Here is a 23160-nt window from a genome sequence, read left to right on the forward strand (position 1 = left end):
TCAACACGCTCCGCTATGCTGCCGACGCTGTCAGCCGGTCTGCCGGTTTGCCACCATAAAATTCGTTGCCTGCGCATTCCGGTCATCGCATAACAACCGCCATGATTTGTATCAGTCTCGGTCGCACTCGCCATTCGTCAATGCGGGAAGAGCATCTGCACCTTGCCGAAAAAGGCGCGGAGCTGGTGGAACTGCGAGTCGACTGGATGCGAAAACGCCCGGATGTCGGGCGACTGCTGCAGGACCGGCCGACTCCTGTGATCGTCACGTGTCGACGGCAAAAGGATCGTGGCCGCTGGACCGGCAGCGAAGACCAGCGGCTGACTCTGCTGCGGGAAGCCATCATCGGCGGGGCCGAATACGTCGATCTGGAAGACGACATCGCCAAGTCGATCCCGCGTTACGGCAGCACGAAGCGAATCGTCAGTTTTCATGACTTCGACGAAACGCCATACGAGCTGTTTGAAATCTACGAGCGTCTGAAGTCGTGTAATCCGGACATCATCAAGATTGTCACGATGGCGAATTCGCCGGAAGACAACGTTCGCATGCTGGAAATGGTCAGCGCCGCGGACGTTCCGACCGTCGGATTCTGCATGGGGGAATTCGGCATCACCAGCCGCATTCTGTGCGGACGCTTCGGGTCTCCGTTTACGTACGCGGGCTTCAGCCGCGACCGCGAGATGGCACCGGGGCAACTGACGTTTGCCGAGGTCCGCAACCTGTACCGGTACAACAAGATCACGAAGAACACAAAGCTGTTCGGCGTCGTGGGAGACCCGATTGCTCACAGCATGAGCCCGATTCTGCACAATGCCGCCTTCCGCAAAGCAGGATTCGACGGCGTCTACCTGCCGCTGCGAATTCCGGCCGACTCCTTCGCGACGACACTTCGGGAATACGCGAAGCTGGGATTTTCGGGATTCAGTGTGACGATCCCTCACAAACAGGCGGCTCTGGACTTTGCCGACGAAGCCGACGTGCAGACGGATCTGATCGGCGCGTCAAACACACTGTTCCAGACCAGCGGAGAATGGCACGCCACCAACACGGACTACGACGCGATCATTGAATCCGTAGTCAGCGGCCTGAAAGCCACCGGAGTGATGGAACCGCGACTGACGGAAAAGAAGGTGCTGATCCTGGGAGCTGGTGGAGTCGCCCGTGCGGCCGCGCACGCCATGCAGCAGTCAAAGGCTACAGTGACCGTGACCAACAGAACTCGCGATCGCGCGAAGGCGCTGGCGGCGGAACTCGGCTGTCTGACAATCGGCTGGGAAAACCGGGCCTCGGAAAAGTGCGATATTCTGATCAACTGCACGTCTGTCGGCATGCATCCCAACGTGAACGAATCACCGTTCCAGGAAGTCTGGATGAATGAATCCACGCTGGTTTTCGACACGGTCTACAATCCGGAAAACACGTTGTTCCTGAAAAGCGCTCGAGCGCGGGGCTGCCCGACGGTCAGCGGAGTGGAAATGTTTGTCCGGCAGGCCGCACGGCAGTTCGAAATCTTTACGGGAGCGCCGGCGTCGCTGGACTATCTGGCCGAAACCATGCGACGGGCGATGTCGGCGGCAAGGCAGTGATGCGATGATCATCTCACTGATCGGCTATCGCGGTTGCGGAAAGTCCAGTGTCGCTCCGCTGCTGGCGAAACGGCTGCACTGTGAATCGGCTGACAGTGACGACGTGATCGAAACACGTGCCGGAAAGTCCATTCGGCAGATCTTCAGCGACGACGGCGAAGCGGCGTTTCGCGACCTGGAAACTCAGGTGCTGGCAAACCTGCTGCAGCGCGACCCGATCGTCGTTTCCGCCGGCGGCGGCGCGGTGCTGGCGGAAATCAACCGGCAGCGCATGCGGCAGGCCGGTCCGGTCGTCTGGCTGCAGGCGTCCGCGGAAATTCTCGCGGAACGTATCGCGCGGGACGCAACGTCCGGCCAGCGACGTCCGGCACTGACAGGTGATTCCGCTGTGCGCGAAGTGTCCGACGTCCTGGCTGTGCGGCTGCCGCTGTATGCCGCGACCGCGACACTCACCGTGGATTCCGAACAGCTCAGTCCAGCGGAAATCGTCGAACAGATTCTTTCTGACCTGAATTCCGGCATCGTCGCCGAGCGGGAGACGTGATGGGGCCGATCCCGCCTCAATGGGTGCTGGTGACCGGTTACTTCGCCGCCGGTGCATTTGTCGGGCAGTGGTTGTCTGTCGCGATCGAACGCTTTCCCATGCACGATCGCCTGCTGAACCAACTGACATCACTCCGCGGCGCGTCGTCCACATGCACGTATTGCGGACACCCGGGATCCTGGTGGTCGAGACTGCCAATCGTGTCCCGGATGTTCGGCGAAGGACGCTGCCAGCGCTGCCGACGAAAAAAACCAGGGCGTCCCTTTGTCGTGGAACTGGTTACTGCGATGCTGTTCGCCGTCATCGCCTGGCATGAGTTGCCTCTGTCTTTGCATGCAGCACGTGCCGGCGAGGGCCTGTATTCCGCGGGCGGTCCTCCGGGACCGGAACTCATCACCGATCTGTGGCATCCGTTCCTTTGGGTGCACGTGAGGTGCCTGCTGCACCTGGCAATGATCTGCGGGCTGGTCGTAGCGACGTTTATTGACCTGGAACACCGCATCATTCCCGATGGCAGCACGGTGCCGATCATGCTGCTGGCTATTGCCGTCAGCTTCACCGTCGGCCAGGTGTTCATTGTTCCGCTGTGGTTTCAGGACACCAGCGTCGTCAGGACTCTGGGACCGCTGCTTCCGTCGACTCTGCAGCCGCTGATCTTTGAATGGAACGTGATTCCGTTTGCCATGCAGCATCCGCACTGGCACGGGTTGCTGGTCAGCCTTGCCGGACTTGCGGCGGGAGCCGGTTCGGTGTGGATCGTGCGGCTGATTGGCTTCTGGATTGTGAAGCAGGAAGCGATGGGCTTCGGAGACGTCGTGCTGATGGCCATGATCGGCAGCGTGATTGGCTGGCAGCCGGTTCTGACGGTGTTCTTTATCGCTCCCATGCTGGCGGTCTTCGCGGCCGGAACCATGTGGCTGGTGCGACGGGACCGCGAGATTCCCTACGGACCGTGGCTGAGCCTGGCGACGATCATCCTGCTGGTCGGCTGGAAACCGCTGTGGCCATACGCGAAGCGCATCTTTGACATGGGGCCGCTTCTGTTTCTGATGGGACTGGGAATGACGCTGTCGCTGGCGGCGATGCTGCAGGTCGTCCAGTTGCTGAAGCGTCTGCTGGGAATCTCCGCGGATGCTCAGGCTTCCCCGGACGTCTGGACGTCGGCCGATCACCTGTCGTACTACAACAGTCCGGCGTCCCGTGACATCTGCGAAGGGCTGGCGCGCGACGTCTGGCCGGGCGTGCATTCCGCGCAGGGGAAAAGTCAGTATCGCCGCTGGCGAGACGGCGGATAGACCTCTCACATGAGAGACGCCGCCAATCCGCCGAGCGTTCGTACCGGCCGACTGCTATCCTGCGCCGCAAAGAAAAAACAGGGGCGGCATGTGTCGTCAATGGCACTGTTCGTCAATGGCACTGGAAAGAGGATTCGCATGTCAGAAGCTCAGGAAACTCAGAAACAGGTCTGGGTCGGTTTCGATCTCGGCGGCACAAAGATGATGGCCGCGGTATTCGACGACGACTACAAGCTGCTCGGAAAGAAGCGCCGCAAGACGCGCGACAAGAGCAAGGACGGCGTCGATCTGAAGCGGCTGGCGGAAACCATCCGCATGGCGCTGGAAGATGCCAAAGTCGATCCGTCGGCAGTGCGAGGCATCGGAGCAGGGTGTCCCGGACCGCTCGATCTGAACAAGGGCGTGATTCTGGAAGCGCCAAACCTTGGCTGGAAGAACGTCGAAATCCGCGACTTTCTGTCGAAGGAATTCAACTGCCCCGCGGAGATCTGCAACGACGTCGACGGCGGCGTGTACGGCGAATACGTGGCCGGTGCGGCGAAAGGTGTTCGCTGCGTGCTGGGAGTTTTCCCGGGAACCGGTGTCGGCGGCGGTCTGGTTTACGAAGGCGCGATCTATCGAGGTAAGCGGGGATCGTGCATGGAAATCGGCTTTCTGCAGATGGCCACGGCCGGACCGTCCGCCGGGCTTGGGCCTGTGGGAACTCTGGAAGCGCTGGCCAGCCGTCTGGCGATTTCCGGTGAAGCCGCCAAGGCTGTCTACCGCGGACAGGCTCCGATTCTGGGTGAAATGGCGGGCACGGATCTGGCGAACATGCGCAGCGGAGTCATCGCCAAAGCGATCGACGCCGGAGAAAAGATCGTCGAGAAGCTCGTGCGGGAAGCGGCGGAACAGATCGGCCGCGCGGTGGGTTCGCTGGTGAACATCCTGGCGCCGGACGTCGTGCTGCTGGGCGGCGGGCTGGTTGAAGCAATGCCGAAGCTTTATCTTTCGGAAGTCGCTGACGGAGCCCGGCGCAACGTGCTGCCGTCGCTGAAGGATTGTTTCGAAATCCGCATCGCGAAACTCGGCGACTTCGCCACTGCCACCGGCGCGGCTGCTCTGGTGCGTCGCCGTGTTGAGGCGAACAGCTGAAATTCCGCGATAGTTTCGCCCCGCAGACTTCATTCGACGTTCTCAGAACCGATTCCGGATCCCTCTTCGCTTCCACAGCAATGACTGAACGGCAGCCTGTACTGTTTCCGGACTTTGTCCCGGAACCGCCGCGTCCCGCATCGACGTATCCCATCGCCGTCATCGAACTGGGAACGTCCGCCATCCGCATGGCAATCGGCCAGACCGACGGCGTTTCGGGCGTGAAATCGCTGGAACAGCTCGTTCGCGGAGTCAGCCTGGGAAAGGACACGTTCACCCGTCGCGAAATTCAGCGGGAAACCATGCTGCAGTGCATCGATGTGCTGAAAAGCTACCGCCGGAAGCTGGAGGAGTATCAGTGTACGAATCCGCAGGACATTCGCGTGGTCGCCACGAGTGCTGTGCGGGAAGCGACAAACCGGATGGCCTTTCTTGACCGCATCTACACCGCCACGGGGTTCGCCGTGGAACCGATCGACGACGCCGAAATCGCACGCGTCACGTATCTGGGAATTCGCCCGCTGCTGGAAACCAGCGCGGAGCTGCGGGATTCCACCATCATGCTGATGGAAGTCGGCGGCGGCCACACCGACGTGCTGCTGCTGGAAGGCAAGACGATCCTGCTGTCACACGCCTACCGGCTGGGATCGCTGCGGCTGCAGCAAATGCTGCGGCAGTACAATGCGTCACGGGACCAGGCGGCCAGCATTATGTCCGGGCAGATCGACCGGACTCTGGAGCAGATTCGCGAGTCTCTTCCGAAAACGTCTCGCATTGAACTGCTGGCTCTGGGAGGCGACATGCGATTCGCGGCGCGGCTGCTGCAACTGGATATCAGCAATTCGCGGATCGTGCATATGCCGACAGCTGACCTTGCGAAGCTGACCCACAAACTGCTGCAGCTCAGCGTCGACCAGATCAGCCGGCGATACCATCTGGAACTGACGCAGGCTGAAACGCTGGTGCCCGCCCTGCTGGCCAACCTGCGGGCCGCTCAGATGCTGAATGCGGAGTACCTGCTGGTCACACCGTTCAACCTTCGCGACGCGCTGCTGCAGGGAATGCTGCGGACCGCCGACTGGTCGGAAGACTTTCGTGACCAGATCATCCATTCCGCCCGCGTTCTGGCTCGACGGTACGGCGTGGACGTCGCGTACGCGGAACATGTCGCCAACCTTTCGCGGCGGCTGTTTCAGTCGCTGCAGACTCTGCAGTCGCTGCACAATCTGGACATTCATTCGGAAATCATTCTGTACGTCGCGGCGATGCTGCACGAAGTCGGACTGTTCGTCAGTTCGTCGGCGTACCACAAGCATTCGTACTACGTGATCAACAACAGCGAACTCTTCGGGCTCAGCGCCTCCGATCAGCGGCTGGTGGCCCTGGTGGCTCGTTATCATCGGCGAGCCATGCCGAAAGCCACGCATCAGGAATTCGCTCAGCTTTCGCGCGACGATCGCGTGCTTGTGTCCCGGCTGGCGGGAATTCTGCGAGTCGCGCTCAGCCTGGATCATTCGCGCAGTCAGAGAATCCGCGACATCGAATGCAGTATCGAACGCAAGCGATTCATCATTCGCACTCCCGCGCAGGCCGGCGATCTGGCGATGGAACGCCTGGAACTGCGCCAGAATGCTTCGCTGTTTGAAGACGTTTTCGGGCTCAGTGTGCTGCTCAGACTGGAACGACCGTAGCAATATGACCGCCAACGATCACGAACACTTCCTGAACCGCGAACTCAGTTGGCTGGAGTTCAACCAGCGCGTGCTGGATGAAGCCTCCGATCCGACGGTGCCGCTGCTGGAAAAGCTGCGGTTTCTCGCGATCACGGCGTCCAATCTGGACGAATTCTTCATGGTCCGCATCGGCAGCCTGCGCACGGCGGTGCGGCGAGGCAGCGTCGGTGTGGACCCGGGAGGCATGACGGCGGCCGAACAACTGGACGCCGCCAGCAAGCGCATCGCGGAAATGGTCGCCGACCAGTATGCCGTGTTTCTGAATGAAATTGAGCCGCAACTGGCGGATGTCGGCATCCGGCGGCGACACGTCACGGAACTCAACCAGCAGCAGTCGGACTTCGTCAAACAGGTGTTCGAAGAACAAATCCTGCCCGTGCTGGCTCCGATTGCGATTCACGATCCGGAACAGTTCCCGCTGCTGGCCGGCCGCACATTGAACGTCGCCGTCCAACTGGCGCCGAAGGAACCGGAAGAAGACTTTCGGTACGCCGTCATTCCGTTCGGCCGTTCCAACCTGAGATTCATCACGCTGCCGTCCGATGGCGCGTTTGAATATGTCCTTGCCGCGGACGTCATCGCGATGATGATTCACCGCTTCTTTCCCGGCGAACAGATCATCTCGACGGTGCCCTTCCGGATCACCCGCAACGCCGACCTCAGCGTGCGGGAAGAAGACGGCACCGACCTGCTGGCCGAAATGGAAGATGTGCTGGACGAACGCAAGGACAGTTTCTGCGTCCGGCTGGAACTGTCCGATGCCGTCACGACGCCGCTGCTGGGATTTCTGAAAAAGCTGCTGAAGCTGCAAAACCGCGACGTCTACGTGCTGCCGGGACCGACCGGGCTGAGCGACTTCATGCGACTTGCCGAACTGAATGGCTACGAACAGTACTGCTATCCGAAGTGGACGCCGCGCAGTTCTCCGGACATCGACCCGGACACGTCCATGTTCGACATCATTCGAGCCAGCGACGTGCTGCTGTATCACCCGTACGAATCCTTCGCACCGATCGTGCGGCTGATTTCCGAGGCCGCCGAAGACCCGGATGTCCTGGCCATCAAACAGACTCTGTATCGCACCAGTCGCAACAGTCCGATCGTGGCCGCGCTGAAACGAGCCGCCGAAAACGGCAAGAACGTTGTCGTGATTGTCGAACTGAAAGCCCGCTTTGATGAAGCTCGCAACATCGAATGGGCCAGACAACTGGAATACGCGGGAGTCCAGGTGATCTATGGCGTGCGGGCTCTGAAGACTCACGCCAAAGCCTGCGTCATCGTCCGCCGGGAACCGCAGGGGTTTCAGCGATACATCCACTTCGGCACCGGCAATTACAACGAAATCACCGCCGGCTTCTATACCGACGTCAGCTACCTGACCTGCAACGAAGAACTCGGCAGCGACGTGATCTCCTGGTTCAACGCCGTGACCGGGTATTCCCAGATTCAGCACTTTCAGCAACTGGAATCCGCTCCCATCGGACTGCGGGAAAAGCTGCTGGAAATGATTGAAGTGGAAACTCAGCGAGCCGAAAACGGCGACGACGCACGAATCGTGGCCAAACTGAATTCGCTGGTCGACCCGGAACTGATCCGAGCGCTGTATCGGGCTTCTCAGGCCGGAGTCGACGTCCAGCTTAACGTTCGCGGCATCTGCTGCCTGCGACCCGGCGTTCCGGGACTCAGCGAACACATCCGGGTGACCAGCATCATCGACCGGTTTCTGGAACATGCCCGAATCTTCTACTTCTACCACGGCGGGGATCGGCGAGTCTTCATTTCCAGCGCCGACCTGATGCCCCGCAATCTCGACCGCCGCGTGGAATTGCTGGTCCCGATCCTGAATGACGACTGCAAGCGGCAGGCGATCCGGATTCTGGAGACCTGCTTCAAAGACAACGTCAAGGCCCGCCGGCTGAACGCGGACGGCAGCTACAGCATGTCCGCCGCCAGGCAGGATTCCGTCGTCCAGAGCCAGTTGGAATTCCAGCGACTTGCCCGGGAAGCCGAAGAGAATGCGTTCGAATCCAAACGCATGACGTTCATCCCGGCGGAACCGAACTGATTCCGCTCGCCGGTCGATCGGCGAACCCCTCGCTGCCGCACGGACGGTTTTCCTTCCGCATTTGCAGCAGCCACGCATGAGACTGGTCTCACGGAGCGAGTCCGTCGCTGTCGCCGTCGGTCAGGAGTCGCACCGTGTCATGGTCCGGCATATGCCACTCACTGGGCCTTCGGCCGCAGGTCCGGTCCGGCTTTCGCCGATACCATCCCTGACGACGGACAGGTTTTGGAAAAGTTGCCGACAAATCGGTCACACCGACGGATGACGGGGGAGCACCGAGGCGCAACGGCCGACTGACGGCAGCAATGGTGCTCGCTATGATGCGTCTGCCACGGCCCGTGGCGTTAGTGCTGCGTTGTCTTTCCACCATCAACCGTTCGCCATGACGTCCCGCATTCAGCAACTGGATTCTCACGTTGTCAATCGCATCGCCGCGGGTGAGGTGATTGAACGGCCGGCGAGCGTCGTGAAGGAACTGCTGGAAAACAGCATCGATGCTCTGGCGACTCGTGTGGAAATTGATGTTGCCGCCGGCGGGATGGACATGATCCGCATCTGCGACAACGGCGAAGGGATGCACCCGGAAGATCTGCTGCTGGCGGTCACCAGTCACGCGACCAGCAAGATTCGCAGCGACGCCGATCTGCAGCAGATCGCAACGCTGGGTTTTCGGGGGGAGGCGCTGGCGTCGATAGCGTCGGTCAGCCGGTTTCGCATTCGAACGCGCCGGGAAGACTCACCCGTCGGTCGGGAACTGGAGGCCGACGGAGGCAGTGTGACCGTACATCGCGACTGCGGATGTGCTCAGGGCACGACGATCGAAGTCCGGAATTTGTTCTTCAACACGCCCGCCCGGCGCAAGTTTCTGAAGAAGGCTTCAACGGAATTCGGCCAGATCGGGGAACAGTTCACGCGCATCGCGCTCGCCTGCCCCTGCCTGCATCTGGTGCTGCGTCACAGTGATCGACTGGTCTATGAACTGCCGGCGACCACCGATCAGCGGGAGCGGATTCGGCGGTTTTTCGGCAGTGATCTGGCCGATAAGCTGATCGCCGTGGAATCCAGCACGACGACGGAATCCGGAGAAACGATCCGCGTCTGGGGATTCGTCGGTGATCCGTCGCTGAGCAAGGCCACCCGAAAGAATCAATATCTGTTCCTGAACGGACGCTGCATCCAGGACCGAAGTCTGCAGCACGCGCTGAACGAAGCGTACCGCGGACTGTTGATGGTCGGGCGGCATCCGGTCAGCTTTCTGTTTCTGGAACTGCCGCCGCATCTGGTCGACGTCAACGTGCATCCGACCAAGACGGAAGTCCGGTTTCGCGACAGCCAGGCTCTGTATCGCCAACTGCTGCACACGCTGCGGGATCGCTTTTTGTCGATGAACTTTCAGGCAGAATTCAGCGTGCCGGCGCCTCAGATGCGACACGCTGTCGGGGCAGGGCAGGTGGCGGTCGCGACGAACCCGCAACGGGAACTCAACATCTGGTCAGCATCAGCGGCGCGTCCTGATGTTCGAGTCCACGCCCCTGAACCTGCACCGTTCGAGCGGCGAGATCATAACAGCGCCGCAGCGGTCAGCGATCAGGATCACTCAGACGCGATTCCGCCGACCCGCGAAGACAGTTCAGTGTCGTCAGCGACTTCGGAAGCGAAATCGGAACGGGGGCCGCAGCCGCCGGCACCCGTTGAGACGTCTCAGCAGGCTGCGGTTTCGGCAGCGTCCGGCAGTTTCACGGCTGGCGAGTTCCGGGCCTTTCAGATTCACGACTGTTACCTGGTCGTCGCCGGTGACGCGGGGCTGGAGGTCATTGACCAGCACGCCCTGCACGAACGCATCCTGTACGAACACCTGAGAATTCGAGTACTGGAAGGCGGCGTCGAGCGACAGAAGCTGCTGATCCCCGAACCAATCGAATGCAGCGCCGGAGAAGCCGCGGTTCTGCTGGAGTACCAGGAACTGCTGAAGGAAGCGGGTTTCGAACTGGAGGAATTCGGGGGCACAACAGTTCTGCTGACAGCTCACCCGGTGCTGCTGCCAAGGGGCAACTTCGTCAACATCCTGCGCGACCTTGCCGAACAACTGGAATCCACAGACGGTAAGACATCGCGCCGCGACCTGCTGGACCACATGCTGCACACGATGGCATGCCGAGCAGCCATCAAAGCCGGACAGCGGCTGGCTCCGGAGGAAATGCAGGAACTTCTGAAGCAGCGGCATCTCGTCGACGACGCTCACCACTGCCCCCACGGACGCCCGACGTCGCTGACATTGTCACGCATGACGCTGGACAAGCAGTTCGGCCGGCTGGGCTGAATTCCGCTATTTGGGGCGGCCGACAATCTTCGTGACTGGGTGACGGTCGGTTCGTATCATGGCAGTTTACCAGCGCGACGGGACTCAAGTGCCGTTGCCAGGTCAGGTCCGAAAGCCGTCACGTTGTCCCGCCAGATTCTCATTGCGATAATCGTGCTGCCGCTCCTGGCTGGCGGCGAAGCGGTGGCCCATCCGGTGTCACATACGGACGCCTGGGTTCGTGTCAGCAGTGCCATTGACGTCCGGCTGAACGTCTTTCTGGACGACGTCGCGCGGCATCAGGGGTTGCCGCCGGATCAGGAACTGATTCCCGCCGATCGGATGCAGCAGGCGATCTCGGATTATTCACAGACGCTGATTCGTCAGTTGCAGATCTTCGACGAATCCGGCCGGCGTCTTTCCGGCAGCGTTGTATCGGATCCAACGTGGAAGCCGCCTGCAGACGGAGTTCGAATGTCGGCTGACGCATCGTTGAAGCTGGCGTGGAAACTGCGGTATTCATTCCCGGGCGAAACGGAACCAGCCAGCGCCGGCGGCCTTCGGTCGCTGACATTTCTACATACGTTCACGCACGAGTCGCTGCCACAGCCGGGGGAACTGCGGCTTCATCTGCAGGACGAAACATCCGGTCGTCGCATCGACGCCGTGGTGCGACCCGGGCGGCCGCACACGATGTTCCTGCCTGCGTCGAATGACGATGGCAAGACACCGGCACCGTCTTCCGAAGAACTCAGTGAACTCGTTGCGCGGCTGACCGTGACGCGCATGGCAGTCGTCCTGGAGTTCACAGCGCCGCTGATTCTGTGCGACAAGGCACTGGCAACGCTGCCGAAGCCTGCGGAGCAGCCCGAAGCGCCTGTTCAGATCAGTACTTCGCAGGCGATGATTGTTCGACAGGAACTTGCTGACTGGTTCGAAGATCACGTTCAGGTGCGGCTGAACGGCCAGCTTCGCATCCCCGAATCAACCACGACCGTGCTGCTGCGAATTACCAGTGAGGAGATCCGTTCTGACGGCGCAGGCGGCGAGAATGAATTCATTCCGACAATGGGCACTCGAGCCGGCATTCGGATGGTCTGGCATCGCGTCGGCGAACCTCGCAGTGTAAACGTGACTCTGACAGGCGTTCCGGGTGGGTTCGATTCGATCACAGCACACGTCGCGGGGATCGGGGACTCGCGGACTCTGGTGATCCCGGTCGTTGCCGCATCTTCGAACGACAGTCGCAGCGTTGCTGAGTTCGGCTGGACTTCCCCGTCGCGATCGGTGACGGGAGCAACAGAGTTCGGCAACATCGATTTCAATTTCATCGATCGAGCCGGGCTTTGGCGGGATTCCGGTCCGGGACGAGAGGCGACGATGGCGATCGCAAGCCTGGCACTGCTTGCCGCGCTGATTGCCGGCACACTGCTGATACGCGGGGGAATGAAAGCACGCATTCTGTACGCAGCAGTCCTGGCAGTGTTCGGCGTTCCGGCAGTCTCCATGATTTCGTCGAGCCCCGCGCGGTCGGTTGACAATGCATCCTGTCAGCGACTTACGCAGTCGTTGCTGGATCACGTCTATCGCTGCATGATGCTGAACGACGAATCCGAATCCGTCGACCGGCTTTCCCGGTTGCTGACGCCGCAGGCCGCGGAAGCTGTGTTTCTCGCCGCCAGGAACTCCGTGGGAAGCGATCCCGCGGACGTGCCCGTCGTGGAGATTCAATCGGTGCGATGCGAAGAATGCACCGCGGATCCGCTGACGCAGGACACAGGTACTGACAGCATTGAAGTGACGTGCCGCTGGAACGTCCGCGGAGTCGTGACTCACTGGGGACATACTCATGTCAGAAACATCCTGCTGAGCGGACGGATCTCCCTGTCGCCGGATGCTGAGCGATGGAAGATTGCCGCGGTCACGCTGACGTCGGCCCCGCAGATTCGTGATGACTCGTCGCCGCGGGCGGCAACGGCGACATTCGGCAACGGACTGTGATTCGACAGTTCGCAGTGTCAGCCATCTGTCGGGAATCTCCGTTCGGCCGGCAGACCGGTTGCCGTTGAAGCAGACCGGTTGCCGTTGGAAATTTGTCCCGCAGCCGTGTGGCGGGCGGCCTTCGTGAAGTCACCGGCGGGAAACGTGCTTTCCGAAAATGGATCGGTGCAGCCGAAAGTCGGAGTGCAGTTTGGCTGGATTGCATTCAGAGACCACTCATTTACACTGATTGTGACCGCAAGCCTGCCGCGATTTGAACAGGAATCGCATCAACGAATTCACCGCACGGCGTCCCTCAACGCTGCCTCGCGCGATCCCCTCGATCATTCCAGCTTAGGAAGCACAAACCCATGCGATGTCTCACATTTTTGGCACTGGCCGGGCTGACCTGGACCGCTGCGTCCGTGACCGCGGAAGACTGGCCGGGATGGCGAGGCCCTGAAAACAACGGCATCTCGCTGGAAACCGGACTTGTTGACACGTGGAATTTTGAAACCGGTGAAAATGTCCTGTGGACGAAACCGATCGGCGGCCGAGCGGCTCCGATCGTGATGAACGGCCGGGTTTACCTGGACTGCCGGACGAACGACGACGTCACAAGTCCCACCGAAAAAGTGCATGCCCGCGAACAGGTCATCTGTCGCGACGCCGCCACCGGGGAAACGATCTGGCAGGACGTCTTCAACGTCGCTCAGACAGACATCCCCGCGCCGCGAGTCGGCTGGGCGAGCATGGTGGGCGACCCGGAGACCGGCAACGTCTATCTGCATTCGGTCAGCAGTATCTTTCGGTGCTATGACCGCGACGGAAACGTTCTGTGGAACAAGTTTCTGTTTGAGGAATATGGCAAGATCTCCGGATACGGAGGACGCACACAGACTCCGATCATCGACGAAGACCGCATCATCGTCGGATTCTTCGGGCTGAACTGGGGTCGCTTCGCCGCGCCGCCGCCAAAGATGAGCTACTACGCATTCGATAAGCGCACGGGAGACCTGCTGTGGGTCGCTCCGGTCGGTAAACCGCCGCTGGACACCAACTATTCGAACCCCGTGATCGCAGTGGTGGATGGCCAGCGATTACTGATCGGCGGAGGCGCTGACGGCGGCATCCATGCGATCAACGCTCGCACGGGCGCTCCGGTGTGGTCGTTTGAAATGTCGAAACGCGGCCTGAACGCGACACCTGCCGTCGACGGGCATCTGGTCTATATCGCTCACGGTGAAGACAACATCGACAGCCTTGCCTTCGGCCGCATCGAATGCATCGATGCCCGCGGCACGGGAGATATCACAAAGTCCAACAGCGTCTGGCGAGTGGATGACATCAAAGCGGGTTACACCGGACTGGTCGTGAAGGACGGGATCCTGTACGTGGTCGCTGATACGGGAAAACTTCATGCGTTTGACAGCCAGACGGGCACGGAACTCTGGAACTACTCCCTTGGCACCGTCGGGAAGGGCTCGCCGACGTGGGCCGACGGCAAGCTGTACGTCATGGAAGTCAACGGCAACATTCACATTCTGAAGCCGTCGCGCTCGGGTGTCGAAAGCCTGTCCAGAGTCACGCTGAAGGCTGGTGACGGCAACGGACTGGATGAAATCTATGGAACTCCGGCGATCTCCGACGGCCGCGTGTTTTTCGTCACGCGCGACCGCACGATTGCTGTCGGGAACGAAAACGCCGGAAAGCGGACGGAATTTGAACACCCGAACCTGAAGGCTGAGGAAGCCGATGGAGGCTCCGAACTGGCCATGATTCAGGTCCGGCCGTTTGAAACACGCACTGTCGAAGGCGGCACCACGACGTTTTCCGTCCACGGATTCAATCGCCTGGGCCAGCCGGTGGACGCTGCCGGTGCGGAACTGAGTCTGCCGGAGGGACTGAAGGGCGTTACGCTGGAAGGCGACACAGTGACCGTCGCTGCGGATGCTCCGGCACAGGGTTTTGAAATCACCGCGAAGTCAGGCGATCTGACCGCGTTTGCCCGCATGAGAACCTTTCCGCCGCTGCCGTGGAGCTGGGATTTTGAAGGACTGACAGGCAAACAGGTACCGCCGACATGGGTCAACGCGTTCATCAAACTCGTGCCGGAAGTCATCGATGGCAATACGGTGATGAAGAAAGCCGCCGGCAAGGGGACTCCCAGCGTCGATTTCTGGATCGGCTACACCGAAATGGATGAATACACCGTGCAGGCAGACGTCATGATGAAGGAGGACAAGCGCAAGCTTCCCAGCATCGGCCTGACCGCACAGCGGTACAACCTCATTCTGAAAGGCAACACGTCCAAGCTGGGAGTTCAAAGCTGGGCTCCTCACATGCGGATCGGCAAAGAAGTCAGGTTCGTCTCCAAACCCGATGTCTGGTACACGATGAAGCTCACTGTTCAGGTCCGCGATGATGGTGCTCACGTGCTCGGCAAGGTCTGGGAACGAGACAAGGCCGAACCGGAAGAATGGACGACGGAAGTCGTCGACCCGCACCCCAATCCCAAGGGCAGTCCCGGCCTCTATGTGTACTCACTTGCGGATGCTTATTTCGATAACGTGAAGGTCAGCAAGTAGCCGAGCTGGCGCGAATCGCAATCGCTCCGTGCAACTGTGCCCCGCAACTCTTTCAAATGCGAATACAGACACAGGATCCACTCTGATGAAGAAATATTCGGTGCAACTACTTCCCGCGATGGTGATCGCAGCATTGCTGGCGGGCTGCGACGCGGCGCCAACAGCCGACAACAAAGCGTCCGATACAGCGAAGTCCTCCGGCGCGATCGAGCCCGCAGACGGCGCCGCGCCCGGGCAGGCACAGTCGACCGCAGCTGGTGCGGATGCCGACCAGAAGGATCAACAGTCCACAACGGCACCGGCAGATGTTACGCCAGCGGAAACGGCAAAGGCTGACAGCGTGACGACCGGCGACTGGCCGATGTGGGGAGGTGCTCCGGGGCGCAACATGGTCAACGACACGACCGGCGTAAATCTGAATTTCGTCGGCGATGATTTCTCGATGAAGATGCTCACACTGCTTTCGGAAGCCGCTGAAGTCAGTTTTGAAGACGCCGTTCAGAAACTGGAGTCCAGTGCGCTGGCCACGGAGAAGGGCGGCAAGTATCTGGCGGCTGCTGGTCTGATCAACTTTACTGTGGACGTTTCTAAAGTCGAAAAGGACGGCAAGCAGGTCACGGAGAAAGACTACAGCAGCCTGTCCATCACCGACAAGGGTCGCGACGCACTGCGGCGAGTTCTGTGGACAGCCACACTGGGATCGCAGACTTATGGCAATCCCGTTGTTGCCGAAGGCCATGTCCTGGTCGGCACCAACAATGGCGGGGAGTACCGGGAAAAGCACCAGGGCGATCGCGGCGTCATTCTGTGCTTCGACGAGAAGGACGGTCGGTTTCTGTGGCAGTTGACTCGCGAAAAACTGGAAGCCGGACGTGTCAATGACTGGCCCGAACAGGGGATCTGCTCCACTCCGTGTGTTGAAAATGGCCGCGTCTATGTTGTTTCCAATCGCTGCGAAGTTCTGTGCCTGGATCTGCAGGGATTCCATGACGGGGAAAACGACGGAGCCGTCACCGACGAAGCCGACTCCGAAGAACTGGACGCTGACGTCATCTGGTCACTGGACATGATGGACAAGCTTGGCGTGTTTCCTCATAACCTCGCCACAAGTTCACCCGTGATTCACGGCGACCTGTTGCTGCTGGTCACGTCCAACGGCGTCGACGAAGCACACCTGGAAGTGCCTTCGCCCCGCGCTCCGTGTTTTCTGGCACTGAACAAGAACACCGGGGAAGTCGTGTGGGAAGACAGCACGCCGGGAATCGATTCCCGGGCACCGGAACCGTTCAACAACATTCTGCACGGACAATGGAGTTCTCCGGCGGTTGGCGACGTCAACGGCACATCGCTGGTGTTCATGCCGGGCGGCGACGGTGTCCTGTATGCGTTCAATATCGAATCCGGCGAAATGGTCTGGTGGTTCGATTTGAACCCCAAGACGTCCGGCTGGGAACTCGGTGGCCGCGGAACGCGGAACGCGATCATTTCCACTCCCGTGTTTTTCGACAACAGCGTTGTGCTGGCTGTCGGACAGGATCCGGAACATGGCGAAGGTGTCGGGCACATCTACCGAATCGATGCCACGAAGCAGGGTGACGTCAGCCCCATGATTGCCGACGGCGACGGCGGCTGGAAGGAAAACCCCGACAGCGCACAGATCTGGCACCTGGGCGGCATTGACGAAGATGGCAGCGTCACCGGTGAACAAAACGGGTTGATCTTTCGCCGCACAATTTCCACCGCCGGGATCAGTGACGGTCTCGTCTACGCGCCGGATCTCAGCGGCTTCCTGCATTGCATCGACTTCGCCACCGGCGAACAGAAATGGGTCTATGACGCATTCGCCGCTGTGTGGGGGTCGCCGATGGTGATTGACGGCCGGGTTCTGATGGGCGACGAAGACGGTGACATGGTGATTCTGAAAGCCGGATCGGAACTGCAGCAGATCGAAACGAAGAAGTTCAATTCGTCGATCTACAGCACGCCGACCATTGCCAATGGCAGGATGTTTGTATCCGACCGATCACGTCTGTATTGCATCGATGTCAAGTAGTCGGCGGCAGCGTGCGATCACGCTGCCGGCGTTCGCAAACGCTGCCGCAGTCCGGGGTTTCCCGTGCGCCTGTCATCGTGTGATTTGCTGTCTGCGATTCAGACCAAGGCGACTTTCAGGCAGTTGACGGGCGGAAGTGAATCGAAGATGCAGGACCATTCTTCGCCGCCGTCCCGGCCGAGCCAGACCTGACCGGTTGTCGTGCCGAAATACACGGCTGGTGATTTCAACTCGTCGACTGTCATGGCGTCCCGCAGCACGGTGAAGTAGCCGTCCTTCTTCGGCATGCCCTTGTTCAGTCTCTGCCACGAATCACCGCCGTTCTGACTTCGCCAGACAGCGGGAGAACCGCCGGGACACGTGCGCGTCATTGGTTCGTGCGGCATCACGTAGACGACGTCCGGATCGTGGGGATGTACGGCGATTGGAAAACCAAAGTCGCTGGGCAGGCCTTTTGCGATTGATCGCCAGGTCTTACCGTGGTCATCGCTTCTCAACACGCCGATGTCGGGACGAGGACCGCCGGGACCGTGCCAGTCAGCCCAGCCGCCGTGGTTCTGCATATACAAGCGTCCGGGAGCCGCGGGGTGAGCGGCGATCTTGTGAACGCACTGGCCGAATTCCGGATACGGGTCCGGAACGAATCCGGCACCGACACCGTCGTTTGCCGCCTCGAAGCTCTTGCCGCCGTCTTCACTCATGTAGTGCCCGCCGGTGGAAATTCCCAGATGCATCCGGTTCCCGTCGCGGACGATGGTGTGCAGGCACAACCCGCCATTGCCCGGGTGCCATTGCCGCGAGTGCTGGTGATTGCTGATTCCACTTACCATTTCCCACGAATTGCCGCCATCGGAACTGTGAAACAGAGCAGCAGGCTCAACGCCGCACCACAGCTCCTTTTTGCCATTACCCGGTTCCAGAGACCAGATGTTGGCCAGGGCGCGACCGTCACCTTCCGGAAACGCGGGCGCCGATTTTGTTTCCTTAAACTTTTTTCCCAGGTCAGTTGATACCAGCAGCTTCATGCCGAAGAACGCGTTGCAGCTTGACGCAAACACGCGCGGCGCGGAACGGTTGTCGATCAATGTGGAATAGACTGACACTCCGGGACCGAATGGCCCCCGAAGGCTGAACCGACGCCGGTTCCTCGCGGACTCCGCGACGAACACACCCTTCTTCGTTCCAATTGCGACAATGACACGGTCCGCCATTTTCAGCCTCCTGAAACTGCCTGAAAGACCGAGACGACATCGCCCGGCTCCAACCGGGTTTCGAGGCCATCGCGGTCGTGAAGAAAACTGTCATTCACGAACAGGTTGACGTGCCGCCGCACGGAGCCGGTTTCATCGCAGATGCACCCGTACAAATCCGGATGCTGCCGTTTGACGGCGACCAGCACCTGTCGCACGGTCTCTCCCGCCAGCGACAGCTCCGCTTCGCCGTCGGCGTAACGCTGCAGGACACGAGGAATCCGGAAGGCAGTCACCATCGAGGCATTCTATCAATCGTCGGACTTTGGCACAGCGAGCCACGGAACAAATCCGTGCCCGGCAGAACGCGACATTCGGAAAGCGACCCTGACCAACGAATACGTGCGCGACGCCAAACCAAAAAGAAAACGCCCTGAAGCCGGGTGGCTTCAGGGCGTCGTGAACTTGTGGCGGGCTGAATCTCGGGCGGGAGTCGAATCACGGGCTGGAAATCGGGTCGCTTTCCGGGAATGGCGGTCGGCTGACGTCGTAGGTTTCCGCTGAGACGGAAGTGCCGCAGTCGCCGGTGGCACACGGGGCACACAGGGACTCGCCGCACACGGTCTGCGGCACAAGTCGACAGCGAGTATACGGAACCTGCCGCGACACCTGCCGCGCCACCATCCTGGTACAGGTGGATTCCACCTGCCGCGGCACGACCTTGCAGACTCGCTGAGTCGTCGTGTAGGGAACCTGCTTCTGCACGCAATAGGGAACTCGCCGCGTCTGCTGTTCATTCACCATCCGGCAGACGGTGTACGGAATCTGACGAGTCTTCTGCTCAGTCACATACTGACAAACCTGATACGGAATCCGCTGTGTTCGAACTTCGGTTTCCATGCGGCAGGTGCGGTACGGAATTCTCTGAACGCATTCCTTCGGGACCATGCGAGTGACCTGAACGGGCACTTTCGAAACCACGACTTCCGGAACGCAGCGGGTGACGGTCACCGGACAGCTCTGCCGGACAACCTGCGGCACCATCACGGTATAGGGAACGTCCTGTTGGACCACCTGCGGGCACCACACTCGGCGGGTGATCGTTCTGGGAGGCGCCTGGGCCATGCAGATCGACGGGCCGCACGGACCGCAGACAATTCGCGGACATACCGGGCCGGGAATGCAGTGCTGTCTGGTAACCCACTGTCCCGTCAGACGCTGGACGCAGCGAGTTCGCGTTTCGGGACGCATCACGGTGTAGCACCGTTCCTGGTTGATCGTTTCCGTCACCTGGCGATTCACGACCGTCCGCCGTTCCTGCTCGATCGTTTCACACACCGGTTGCATAACGGTGTACTTCACTTCGCGAACGTTGTCTTCCCAGACCGGCCGCTGCACGGTGTAGTTGCATTCGTTGTACCGAGTTTCCCAGGTCGGCCGCTGCACACAGTAGCTTTCTTCACGGACCAGCGTTTCCGTCACCGGTCGGCAGACCGTGTAGGATTCCTCGCGAAACGCTGTTTCCGTCACGGTTCGATAGCAGGTCTGCTGAACGTCCTCGTACACGTTTTCGTAGACCGTTCGTGACGTTGTGTACTGTTCAGGCTCGTACACGGTTTCACAGACCGTTCGATAGCAGGTTTCCGTTTCGACCTTACAGGTTGTGTAACAGGAAGACGGAGCACAGGCGGCAACCGGGCAGCACGAGTACGATGGCACGCCGCACAGCCCGGCATTCAGTGAAGGAGCCGTCAGACAGCACACGGTGGCCACAGTCAGGGTTCGTAACAGCGACATCTGAGTTCTCCGCAGATTCTGATGATCCCGCGAGTCCGTTCGCAGATGTTTGAGTTCGACCGGGAATTCTTCGACGCGGACCTGTCCGCGTACACCTGCAAAAGTGCTGCTGCAAGAGCGTACCCACAGAGCACCGGAGCTCACAGCAGACGCTGGGCCTGCGGACAAAATCTCGCACCACGGCCGGACTCGACTTCCGGTCGCGTAAAAAGAGTAAACCACGGAGACTGGCCACTTGTGGAAAACAGCAGCGACGAAGCGGTTTTCCGTGTTACGAAAACTCAACCTGCCTGAATTGCCGGACACCGCGCGAAGCTGCCTGCCAATGCAAATGTGACAACGCCTCTTGAAAAAACGTCGCCGTTTGTGGATCAACACCAATCCCGGAGTCCGGTGCGGGGGCAAACCAATCGTTGCTGCCTGCGATCGGATTTCGATGCGGCTTCCGGCGCCGTGATGCCGGAGAATTCCAGCCTTTCTTCAGTCGAACGAGCACGATCGGTGTCCGAACGGGTGCCGTGATCGAAGCGTCGAAGGTCGTTTGATCGGTGTTTATGGCTGTTTGGTATCCGGATTGCTACAATCGTGAGGCAGTGCCGTCACGGAGGTGTTTTCGCTGAGCGGACAGAATCAGAGCTGGCGTGTTTTCCCGGAGTTTGACGGCTTTGACTGGATGTGACCAAAACAAACTCAGACAGCGGTTTCCGTCATGAACCTGTCGTGTCCTGCCGAAGGAGTTCGTCGGCTGGTGACATGGGCCGATTCTCCCCTGATTCCATTACCGTTGCCGGTTGATTCGTGGTGGGGATTCGGGGTCGTTCTTGTTCTGCTGGTGCTGTTCGTTTGGGTAGTTGTTCGCTTAGTTTCGCGGGAGACGGATGATATCGATCCTGCGGAAGCCGATCGGCAGATGTTGACCGCCATCAATGAATTGCATCGCCGGGGTGACCTGAGTCCGGAGGAATTCCGATCCATCAAAGGTCAGCTTGTCGAGCGGCTTGCGGACCGCCCCGTTTCTGATTCTGCCGATTCCACCGTGGAACATGCGCGAGGGACTGGCGAGCAAACTTCAGATCACCTGCAGACCGAAATAACGAAAGACAAACACAGCGCGGCAGCGACCGGACAGCCATCAGCGTCCGGCGATGTTCGACAGCCGGAGCCGGACGGCTCCGGGCAGCACACACCGTCGATTCCGCCCGAAAAGTCTCCGGATAACTGAACTCCCATCACCAGACGCGACACACCTCAAGTAAAAGAATACATGTTTTGTTGGCAGGGATGCCGACAGTCTCGGAGATCCCGTCACCTGCCAGCCGGCAGACCTGAATTTTGATGCCAACTGGATTCTCTCTCCGGAATCAGGAACCGCATCAGGTTTCGGCTGCTGTTGTCTAAAGGAATTGAGATGCCATCGGGTAAGGATTTTGGAGCCGGAAAAAAGCCTCAGCAGGGCAAGCGAAACGCCAATTGTTCGTTTTGCCGCAAGAACTACCGTGAGGTAGGTCCGCTGGTGGAAGGACCGGAGGACGTTTACATCTGCGGAGAATGCATCGAGCTTTGCCAGTCAATTCTCGATCAGGAAAAACGTCGTCGTGGTTCCTCGCGCAAGCTGTTTAACCGGGTTCCCACACCGCGTGAACTGGTCGCGGCCCTCGACGAATACGTCATCGGGCAGGAACAGGCCAAGAAGCTGCTGTCCGTTGCCGTCCACAGTCACTACAAACGACTGATGCATCACCACGAACAGGGGGATGACGATGTCGAAATTGAAAAGTCGAACATCCTGCTGATCGGTCCGACTGGCTGCGGAAAGACGCTGCTGGCGAAGACGCTGGCTCGCGTCCTGCAGGTGCCGTTCGCCATCGGCGACGCGACAACTCTGACGGAAGCCGGCTACGTTGGCGAAGACGTCGAAAACCTGCTGCTGAAACTGCTGCACGCGGCCGACTTTGACATCGAAGTCGCTCAGCGCGGCATCGTTTTCATCGACGAAATCGACAAGATCGGCAAGACCAGCCAGAACGTTTCCATCACACGTGACGTGTCCGGTGAAGGTGTCCAGCAGGCTCTGCTGAAAATGCTGGAAGGCACCGTTGCCAACGTGCCGCCTCAGGGCGGACGCAAGCATCCGGAACAGCAGTACATCCAGATCGACACCACGAACATCCTGTTCATCTGCGGCGGAACGTTCGTCGGGCTGGAAGACATCGTGGCCAAGCGGCTTGGCCGTAAAGTCATCGGTTTCGGTAACAATTCCTCAACCGCCGAAGACGCCGTTCGTGAACAACTGCTGAATCACGCCGGCGTCGACGACGTCATGACCTTCGGGCTGATTCCCGAACTGCTGGGCCGACTTCCCGTGCTCGGAACGCTCGGTCCGCTGTCGGAAGAAGCTCTGATTCAGGTGCTGACGGAACCGAGAAACGCCCTGGTTCGCCAGTACGAAAAGCTGTTCGAAATGGAAGAATGCGGCCTTCAGTTTACAGAAGGTGCATTAAGAGAAATCGCCCGGATGGCGAAAGTCCGCAATACCGGTGCCCGCGGACTTCGCAGCATCGTCGAACGAGTCATGTTCGATATCATGTACGAACTGCCGGAACTTGAACGCGGCCAGAAATTTGTCATTACGGAAGAAATGGTCCGCGGTGAACAGCCCATGTTGCCCAATGGAGATGCCGCAGCGGCATAAATCCACCGGCAGTCGGTCGGCGAAGCGGTCAGATTTGCTTCGTCCGAATGAGCGGACGGATGCAAGTCTCGCCGCGGCCGGTTCAACATGGAAACGGTTTGGCCTGCAAACCTGATGAAAGCTCACGGCACTCAGCGACCGGTCGCTGAGTGCCGTTTTTCATTGATCCGTCAGCACTGCCGATACATCCTCATCGCCGAT

15 protein-coding genes are annotated in these 23160 nt (G+C 59.8%); 12 read left to right on the top strand and 3 right to left on the bottom strand.

All coding sequences use genetic code 11. From position 1 onward, the window contains the following. The first annotated feature begins 101 nt into the window (after positions 1–101). The 10 genes from aroE (at position 102) to R3C19_16925 (ending at position 17280) form a co-directional block, all read left to right on the top strand. Positions 102–1589 carry a shikimate dehydrogenase gene (gene aroE, locus R3C19_16880; GenBank protein MEZ6062017.1) on the top strand — a complete coding sequence of 496 codons (1488 nt, stop codon included), beginning with the start codon at positions 102–104 and terminating at the stop codon, positions 1587–1589. Positions 1590–1593: 4 nt separating this feature from the next. Beyond that, entirely contained in the window at positions 1594–2133 is a 540-nt protein-coding gene (locus tag R3C19_16885; GenBank protein ID MEZ6062018.1) for a shikimate kinase, read from the top strand. Then, positions 2133–3428 carry a prepilin peptidase gene (locus R3C19_16890; GenBank protein MEZ6062019.1) on the top strand — a complete coding sequence of 432 codons (1296 nt, stop codon included), beginning with the start codon at positions 2133–2135 and terminating at the stop codon, positions 3426–3428. Before R3C19_16885 ends, R3C19_16890 begins: the two co-directional genes overlap by 1 nt. Positions 3429–3566: 138 nt before the next feature. Beyond that, the gene (locus R3C19_16895) at positions 3567–4562 is read left to right on the top strand and encodes an ROK family protein (GenBank protein ID MEZ6062020.1); all 996 of its coding nucleotides are present in this window, start codon (positions 3567–3569) and stop codon (positions 4560–4562) included. A gap of 80 nt (positions 4563–4642) precedes the next feature. Next, positions 4643–6253: an exopolyphosphatase gene (locus tag R3C19_16900; GenBank protein MEZ6062021.1), complete on the top strand. Its 1611-nt coding sequence runs from the start codon at positions 4643–4645 to the stop codon at positions 6251–6253. A gap of 4 nt (positions 6254–6257) precedes the next feature. Further along, entirely contained in the window at positions 6258–8360 is a 2103-nt protein-coding gene (ppk1, locus tag R3C19_16905) for a polyphosphate kinase 1 (GenBank protein MEZ6062022.1), read from the top strand. A 382-nt stretch (positions 8361–8742) separates the two neighbouring features. Continuing rightward, positions 8743–10680, top strand: coding sequence for a DNA mismatch repair endonuclease MutL (gene mutL, locus R3C19_16910; GenBank protein MEZ6062023.1), 1938 nt, complete (start codon positions 8743–8745; stop codon positions 10678–10680). Between the two features lie 153 nt (positions 10681–10833). Further along, positions 10834–12660 carry a hypothetical protein gene (locus R3C19_16915; GenBank protein MEZ6062024.1) on the top strand — a complete coding sequence of 609 codons (1827 nt, stop codon included), beginning with the start codon at positions 10834–10836 and terminating at the stop codon, positions 12658–12660. A gap of 350 nt (positions 12661–13010) precedes the next feature. Beyond that, positions 13011–15227 (top strand): PQQ-binding-like beta-propeller repeat protein, encoded by a 2217-nt coding sequence (locus R3C19_16920; GenBank protein MEZ6062025.1) that lies wholly within the window; start codon positions 13011–13013, stop codon positions 15225–15227. Between the two features lie 85 nt (positions 15228–15312). Beyond that, entirely contained in the window at positions 15313–17280 is a 1968-nt protein-coding gene (locus tag R3C19_16925) for a PQQ-binding-like beta-propeller repeat protein (protein ID MEZ6062026.1), read from the top strand. A gap of 98 nt (positions 17281–17378) precedes the next feature. Here R3C19_16925 and R3C19_16930 read toward each other — a convergent pair whose 3' ends face one another. From R3C19_16930 to R3C19_16940, 3 genes are all read right to left on the bottom strand, one after another. Then, on the bottom strand, positions 17379–18491 hold the full coding sequence (locus R3C19_16930) for a hypothetical protein (protein ID MEZ6062027.1): 1113 nt from the start codon (positions 18489–18491) through the stop codon (positions 17379–17381). Positions 18492–18493: 2 nt separating this feature from the next. Continuing rightward, the gene (locus R3C19_16935) at positions 18494–18769 is read right to left on the bottom strand and encodes a MoaD/ThiS family protein (protein ID MEZ6062028.1); all 276 of its coding nucleotides are present in this window, start codon (positions 18767–18769) and stop codon (positions 18494–18496) included. Between the two features lie 199 nt (positions 18770–18968). Further along, positions 18969–20267: a hypothetical protein gene (locus R3C19_16940; protein ID MEZ6062029.1), complete on the bottom strand. Its 1299-nt coding sequence runs from the start codon at positions 20265–20267 to the stop codon at positions 18969–18971. 709 nt (positions 20268–20976) lie between these two features. Between R3C19_16940 and R3C19_16945 the strand changes: the two genes are divergently transcribed. Beyond that, entirely contained in the window at positions 20977–21489 is a 513-nt protein-coding gene (locus R3C19_16945) for a hypothetical protein (protein MEZ6062030.1), read from the top strand. 186 nt (positions 21490–21675) lie between these two features. Continuing rightward, positions 21676–22959 carry an ATP-dependent Clp protease ATP-binding subunit ClpX gene (clpX, locus tag R3C19_16950; GenBank protein MEZ6062031.1) on the top strand — a complete coding sequence of 428 codons (1284 nt, stop codon included), beginning with the start codon at positions 21676–21678 and terminating at the stop codon, positions 22957–22959. Positions 22960–23160: the final 201 nt, after the last annotated feature.

It is taken from the genome of Planctomycetaceae bacterium (assembly GCA_041398785.1).
Taxonomy (GTDB): Bacteria; Planctomycetota; Planctomycetia; order Planctomycetales; family Planctomycetaceae; genus JAWKUA01.